We start from the raw sequence: 7339 nt of genomic DNA, 5'->3' as shown, positions 1-7339 counted from the left end.
TAGTCCACCAGTCGCCCCTCCTCGCGGGTCGGCACGAGGTCGATGTCGGCCAGATCGAAGCCGACGGCGTCCCAACGGTCGGTGCCCACGATCGCCCGCGCCTGGAATGCCGGGCGGCGCCACCGCTCTCCTCGGGCGTACACACGCCACTCGCCCTCCATCTTCAGGTGCGAGTGCAGCGACCAATCCCCGATCCGATGCAGCAGGTGCTTGCCGCGCGCCACCACGGCGTGCACCGTCATCCCGCGCAGATCGGCCGTTGCCAACTGCGGCACGCGCAGGTCGAACCGGGTCACCTCGCTCCCGGCCAGCGCGTCGTTCAGTCGCTCGGCGGTGCGGTGGACGGTGTCGCCCTCAGGCACGCGCCGACTCCCGCAGTGCGTCGCCCGCCGTGGAGCGACGCAGGGTGAGGCCGCGCGGAGATTCCACGAAACCGGCATCACGCAAGGCACGTCCGACGGCAGTGCCGTATACGAACAGGCCGTTCACCTGCTCGATCGTGAGAGTGGCGAGGCGCCGCGCACGCGCGGTGGCGACGAGGTCGACGGCGGCGGCCGCCAGCCGAGACTCGTCGTCGGTGAACGCCAGCGCGGACTTGCCGCCGCGCTCGAGATACAGCGCCAGCGCGCCATCGACGATCGCGACGATGCCGCCCGCCTTGCGTCCGGGGCGATGCGTGACCCCCTCCAGCGCAGGCCACGGCAGGGCGGCGCCGTAGGGATTCGCCGGATCCGTCGCCGCCAGCGTCACGGCGCGAAGCGGCGGGGGATCGGAGAGTCCGGCGAACTCGCGCAGTCGATCGACGGTGGCGGATGCGGCGAACTGCGCGGCGCCGAGCTTCTCGATCACGTAGCCCCGCCGGCAATGGCCGGCCTGCTCGAAGCCGGCGAGGACCCGGTACGCCTGGGCGAATCCGCCGGGAAGCCCCTCGGCCTGCACCGAGCCGCGCGTGACCACGCCGTACCGGTCGAGCAGCAGGCTCGCGGCCGCCGTGGCGCGCAGAGTCGGGTCGGGTTCCGGCGCGGCGAGCAGCGACCAGCGTCCGCCGATCGCCGGCGGTCTGGGTGGTGAGCTCATCCGCGGCACCGTGGCGCCCCGGTACAGCCTGGCGCGCGGAGTCTTCCGGGCCGTGCGGTGCGCCTGCGATCCGCCGCCGAGCAGCAGCCGGACAGGCGCGAACGTGTCGTTGGTGACACGGCCGGCCCAGGTCAGGCTCCACAGGGCCTCGATCACCGACTGCTCGTTCTCGGCGTCTGTCAGCTGACGCAGCTGGGCGGCGAAGTAGGCGCCGCCGCCGGCCAGGGCCGCGACGATGCGCTCCTCCAGCGAACCGGCGACGAGTTCTTCTTCGGGAGGCTGCAGCGTGAGCGGCGCGGAATCGGCAGGGTGCAGGGCGATCCACCCGTCGCGACCGGGGAGGGCGCCGTGCCCCGACCAGATCACCTCGCCGGTCGCCGTGAGCTCGTCCAGCATGCCCGGCGTGTAGTCGGAGACCCGTGACGGCAGCACGAGGGACTCCCACGCGCTCGCTGGGATGGGTACTCCGGCCAGCTGTTCGATGACCGCCGCGACGCCGTCGATTCCCTCGAGCGGGCGGGCGATGTGCTGCCACACGGGCAGGAACCGGGCGAACGCCTCGGGCGAGACGGGCTCGACGCTGCCGCGGATGGCCGCGAGCGACCGCATCCGCAGTCGTCGCAGCACCTCGGCGTCGCACCACTCGGTCTCGTCGGATCCGCCGATACCCGGCCCTGTCGTCGCAGCCGGCAGGAAGAACCCGCTCGAGATGCGGCCCTGCGCCTCGAGCCGCTGCAGGGTGAGCCGGGCGACCGCGATCCCGACGCCGAGCCGCTCGGCGACGGCGGACGTGGGGAACGGTGCGTGCGTGCGGGCGAACCGCGCGACGAGGTCGCCCAGCGGGTCGGCCATGGGCTCGAGGAACGCATTCGGGATGCCGACCGGAAGGGCGGCGCCGAGCGCATCGCGCAGGCGTCCGGCGTCCTCGATGGCCGCGACGCGCGACACGCCGCCGATGGTCACCGGAACCGCGCGGCGGGTGAGGATCAGCTCGTTGAGGTGGGCCGATGCCTCGGCGTCGCGGTCGGACCCCTCATTCGATGGCTCCAGCCGCAGAGCGACCTCCGCGGCGTCGAGCGGCCCCAGCAGCCGGAGCAGGTCGGCGACTCCTTCGACTCCGCGCGCATGACGGTCGGGATCGAGTCGCTGCGCCTCCCGCTCGAACTGCGCCATGATCTCGGGGTCGAGCAGCTCGCGCATCTCGACCTTGCCGAGCAGCTCGCTCAGCAGCGCCGGGTCGACCGACAGCGCGGCCGCCCGGCGTTCGGCCAGGGGTGAGTCGCCCTCGTACATGAACGCCCCGACGTACCCGAACAGCAGGTCCCGCGCGTAGGGCGAGGGCGAGGTGGTCGTGGTCTCGATGAGCCGGATGCGACGGTCGCCGATGCTGCGTGCGATGCCCAGGAGGGCGGGAACGTCATACACGTCCTGGAGCACTTCGCGGAGCGTCTCGAGGATGATCGGGAATGTCGGGTACCGGCGTGCCACCTCGAGCAGCTGGGCGGAGCGCTGACGCTGCTGCCACAGCGGCGAACGGCGGTTCGGATTCATCCGCGGCATGAGCAGCGCCCGAGCGGCGCACTCGCGGAAGCGGGAGGCGAAGAGGGCGGAGCCCCCGACCTCGTCGATCACGATCTGTTCGAGCTCGTCCGGCTCGAACACGAACAGCTCGGCGCCCGGCGGCTCGGCCGCGGCATCCGGAACCCGCGCGATGATCCCGTCGTCGCTCGCCACGGCGGAGCCCTCGACACCGAGGCGCTCGCGGATCCGTGCATTGACCGCCAGGGCCCAGGGTCCGTGGACCTTCATTCCATACGGGGAATGCAGGATGACTCGCCAGTCGCCGACCTCATCGCGCCCGCGCTCGACCGTCAGGGATGTATCGGTGGGGAGCGTTCCGGTGGCCTCGCGCTGCTCGGCCAGATAGGCGAGCAGGTTGACCGAGGCGTTGTCGTCGAGCCCGGCCTCGCGCAGCCGATCCCGCGCCTTCGCAGGGGTGGCGGCCGACACTTCGCGCGAGAAGCGGCCGAGCGCCTCGCCGAGCTCGGCCGGGCGGCCGAGCCCGTCGCCGTGCCAGAACGGGAGCTTGCCGGGCTGCCCGTAGGCGGGCAGGACGTTCACGCGATCGTGCGTGATCTCGACGATGCGCCAGCTCGTCGTGCCGAGGGTGAACACGTCGTTGACGCGCGACTCGTAGACCATCTCCTCGTCGAGCTCGCCGACCCGCGCGTTCTGCGATTCGCCCGCGATGAAGACGCCGAAAAGCCCGCGGTCGGGGATCGTGCCGCCGCTCGTGACGGCGATGCGCTGGGCGCCCGGCCGACCCGTCAGCAGGCCCTTGTCGCGGTCCCAGACGACGCGCGGGCGCAGCTCGGCGAACTCGTCGGAAGGAAAGCGGCCGGCGAGCAGGTCGAGCGTCGCCTCGTACGCCGACCGCGGAAGCGTGCGGAACGGCGCGCTGCGCTTGACCGTCTCGAACCAGCCCTCGACATCTACCGGGCCGAGAGCGGATGCCGCCACCGTCTGCTGCGCGAGGATGTCGAGCGGATTCTGCGGCACCGAGATCGCCTCGATCTGCCCGGCCAGCATCCGCTCGGTGACGATGGCGGTGTGCAGCACGTCGCCGCGATGCTTCGGGAACAGGGCGGCACGGCTGATCTCTCCGACCTGGTGACCCGCTCGCCCGATGCGCTGCAGGCCGGACGCCGCGCTCGGGGGAGCTTCGACCTGGATGACGAGGTCGACCGCTCCCATGTCGATGCCGAGCTCGAGACTGCTGGTGGCGACGACGCAGCGGAGCACTCCCGCCTTCAGCTCCTCTTCGACGAGCGCGCGCTGCTCCTTCGAGACGGACCCGTGGTGCGCCTTCGCCAGGATCGGGTCCGTCCCGGCGCTGATGCCGGCCTGGGCCATCATCGCGGCGGGGATCGCCGGGTCGGGCACTTCGAGTCCGAAGCGCTCGGCGTAGATCTCGTTGAGCCGCCCGGTCAGCCGCTCGGCCAGGCGCCGCGAATTGGAGAAGACGATCGTGGACCGGTGCTGCAGGATGCGGTCGACGATGGCCTCCTCGACGTGCGGCCACAGGGAGCCGGTCGCTTCGGTGCTCCCGGGACTCGGCGAACGGGTCGACCCGCCGCCGTCGCCGAACCAGTCCTCGTCGGCGGGGGCATCCGCCTCGATCTCCGCATTCGGATCCGGTTTCGCGGCCTCGACGATGGCTCCGGGCGGGGGCGGCGGGTTGAGCATGTCGTCGACGGGCACGACGACCGTGAGGTCGAACGTCTTGGTCGCCGGCGGCGCCACGATCTCGACCGGCGCCGAGCCCCCGAGGAATCGCGCCACCTCGTCGATCGGGCGCACCGTCGCGGACAGGCCGATGCGCTGGGCGGGTGTCTCGAGGAGCGCGTCGAGGCGCTCCAGGCTCACCGCGAGGTGAGCGCCGCGTTTGGTGGCCGCAACCGCGTGGACCTCGTCGATGATCACGGTGTGGACGTGCTTGAGCGTCTCGCCGGCCTGGCTCGTGAGCATCAGGTAGAGCGACTCCGGAGTCGTGATGAGGATGTCGGGCGGCGCGGTCACGAGCTTGCGCCGGTCGGACGAGGTCGTGTCGCCCGAGCGGACGCCGACTGTCACCCCGGGCACCGTGATCCCCAGTCGACGCGCCGACTGGCCGATGCCGACGAGGGGCGAGCGCAGGTTGCGCTCCACGTCGACGCCGAGCGCCTTCAGCGGCGAGATGTACAGGATGCGCGTCGGGGAGGCAGCTGGCTCGGCAGCCCGGCGGCGACCTGCGGGGGCTCGCCCGCCTGCGGCGGCGGGCGGCGAGGCATCCTTCTCTCGGAAGACCCGATCGATCGCCCACAGGAACGCCGAGAGCGTCTTGCCCGACCCGGTCGGCGCCACCACGAGGGCGTGCTTGCCGTGCGAGATCGCATCCCACGCGCCGAGCTGGGCGGGGGTGGGCTCGGCGAAGGCGCCGCGGAACCAGTCCTGCGTCGCAGGACCGAACCGCTCGAGCACATTGCTCATCCCCCCATCCTCCCTGGTGGGAGCGACATCGGGGCGGGGAAGGAGCCTCCGGTCAGCGCTCGGACGGGATGAGGATCCACAGGAGCAGGTAGATGCCGATCGACACCCCGAAGAAGACGGTCGCGGCGACCGTCAGGATGCGGATGGGGATGACGCTGCATCCGAAGCGGTCCGCGACGCCGACGCAGACGCCGGCGATCAGGCGACCCTGGTGCGGACGGACCAGTGAACTCATGTCCACATCATGGCCTCGCACCCGGTCGGGCGCCAGGGGGCGGGCCCCGCGCAGCCCTCGTCACACCTCGGTCAGGGTGCCGTCGGCGGCGAGTTCGAGGGTCAGGCTGATCCCCAGTCGCGCCAGGAACGCGTCGTCATGGCTGACGATGAGCACCGCGCCCCGGTAGGCCGCCAACGCGGCGACGAACTGGTCGACCGTGTCGATGTCGAGGTTGTTCGTCGGCTCGTCCAGCACGAGCAGCTGAGGCGGCGGCTCGGCCAGCAGCAGCCGGGCGAGTGCGACGCGGAAGCGCTCGCCCCCCGAGAGCGTCGCGACGGCGCGGTCGACGGCGTCGCCGCGGATCAGGAACCGGGCGAGCCGGTTGCGCAGGTCCCGGTCGGGTACAGCGGATGCCGCCGCTCGCACGTTCTGCAGGACCGACGCACCTTCATCCAGGGTGTCGACGCGCTGCGGCAGGTAGCCGATGCGGTCGGTGTGCGGTTCGGCATTCAGTCTGTTGTGCACTGCCGACACGCGCGCGTCCGGAAACTCGCGGAACGCGACGTCGGTCGAACTGCCGGGGACTGAATCCCGGACGCCCGCCGACCGGACCAGCGCCTCCACCAGGGTCGTCTTGCCCACTCCGTTGGGTCCGACCAGAGCCACCCGCTCGGGGCCCTGGACCACCCAGGTCCGCGCTCCGTCGCTGATCGTCGCGATCCGCCGCCCCGCCGGCACGCCGGGATCGGGCAGGTCGATGCGGATCGCGTCGCCGTCGCGGACGCGCCGTTCCGCGGCATCCAGGGCGGCGCGGGCGGTCGACTCCCGATCCTGCATGTCGGTGCGCATCTTGCCGGCCGAGACCTGCGCCGACATCTTGCGCCCGCCCGCGATGATCTTCGGCACGCGTTTCTCGAGCTGCGCCTTGCGTCCGACGGCGGCGCGATGCGCAAGCTTGGTCTCCGATTCGATGCGGTCGCGCTTCTCGCGCTTGAGCAGCTGGGCCGCCGAGCGCTCGGCCTGGCGCGCGGCATCCTGCTCCGCATCCAGTCGCGCACGCCACTGCGAGTACGGGCCGCCGAACACCGACAGCTCGCTCTCGTACAGTTCCGCGGTGTCGTCCATGAGTTCGAGCAGCGCGAGGTCGTGGCTGACCACGACGAGAGCACCCCGCCATGACCGCACCATATCGGCCAGCCGCGCCCGCGCCTCGCGGTCGAGGTTGTTCGTCGGCTCGTCGAGGAGGGTGATCGGCGCCGCACGCAGCCGGATGCCCGCGATCGCGGTGAGCACGGCTTCGCCGCCGGAGAGAGCGCCGACGCTGCGGTCGAGCATCCCGGGCTCGAGGCCCGCTTCGGCCAGGGCGGCGTGCGAGCGCGCTTCGATGTCCCAGTCGTTCCCGACCGCATCGAAATGACGCGGGTCGATGTCGCCCGACTCGATCGCGCGCACCGCGGCAAGCGTGTCGGACACGCCGAGCAGATCGGCGACCGGCCGATCCACATCGAGGGTCAGCCGCTGTGGCAGGTGCGCGACGTCGGCCGTTCGCGAGAGCTGTCCCGCTACCGGATCGAGCTCACCGGCGATGAGGCGCAGAAGGGTGGACTTGCCGGAGCCGTTGCGGCCGACGAGCCCGGTGCGGCCCGAACCGAGCGCGCCGGAGAGGTCGCTGAGCGCGACGGAGCCGTCGGGCCAGATGAAAGAGACGCGGTCGAGGACGATCGAGGGTGTGAGGGTGTGAGCAGGCATGAGGTTCCTTGGGTGTCGGATGCACTGACACCGGTCGCCCCGCCTCGATCACTTCGAGGGGGCGCTGCTCACAAGGAGGCATGCCTCAGCAGGCCGGAAGTCCGGGCGGTGCCCCGGTCGGCGGCGTGCGTGAGCAGGCCGGGGGCGAAGGGCCCCATCGGTGAGCGACGGAATCAGCGCGCGGATGCGGGCGCGGAAGCGTCGATCATTCTCACCGGAGGATCCTCACGTAGGGAACAGGAATCGACAGTCTAGCGGATGCCGCAG

At 71.7% G+C, this 7339-nt stretch carries 4 protein-coding genes; all 4 read right to left on the bottom strand.

Annotation, left to right across the window (positions count from 1 at the left end):
- A partial coding sequence (locus VFX99_RS01130) for a DNA-formamidopyrimidine glycosylase family protein (RefSeq protein ID WP_329664481.1) occupies window positions 1-362 on the bottom strand: 362 nt, incomplete at its 3' end.
- A complete protein-coding gene (locus VFX99_RS01125; RefSeq protein ID WP_329664480.1) occupies window positions 355-5106 on the bottom strand; it encodes an Lhr family ATP-dependent helicase in 4752 nt (1583 codons plus the stop codon). The genes VFX99_RS01130 and VFX99_RS01125, both read right to left, overlap by 8 nt.
- A gap of 52 nt (window positions 5107-5158) precedes the next feature.
- The gene (locus tag VFX99_RS01120) at window positions 5159-5341 is read right to left on the bottom strand and encodes a PspC domain-containing protein (RefSeq protein WP_329664479.1); all 183 of its coding nucleotides are present in this window, start codon (window positions 5339-5341) and stop codon (window positions 5159-5161) included.
- Between the two features lie 60 nt (window positions 5342-5401).
- A complete protein-coding gene (locus VFX99_RS01115) occupies window positions 5402-7072 on the bottom strand; it encodes an ABC-F family ATP-binding cassette domain-containing protein (protein WP_329664478.1) in 1671 nt (556 codons plus the stop codon).
- Window positions 7073-7339 lie beyond the last annotated feature (267 nt).

The sequence above is a fragment of the Microbacterium sp. genome, assembly GCF_036277215.1.
Classification (GTDB): Bacteria; Actinomycetota; Actinomycetes; order Actinomycetales; family Microbacteriaceae; genus Microbacterium.
Note: the sequence above shows the minus strand (reverse complement) of the source record. Positions and strands in the feature narration are given on the sequence as shown.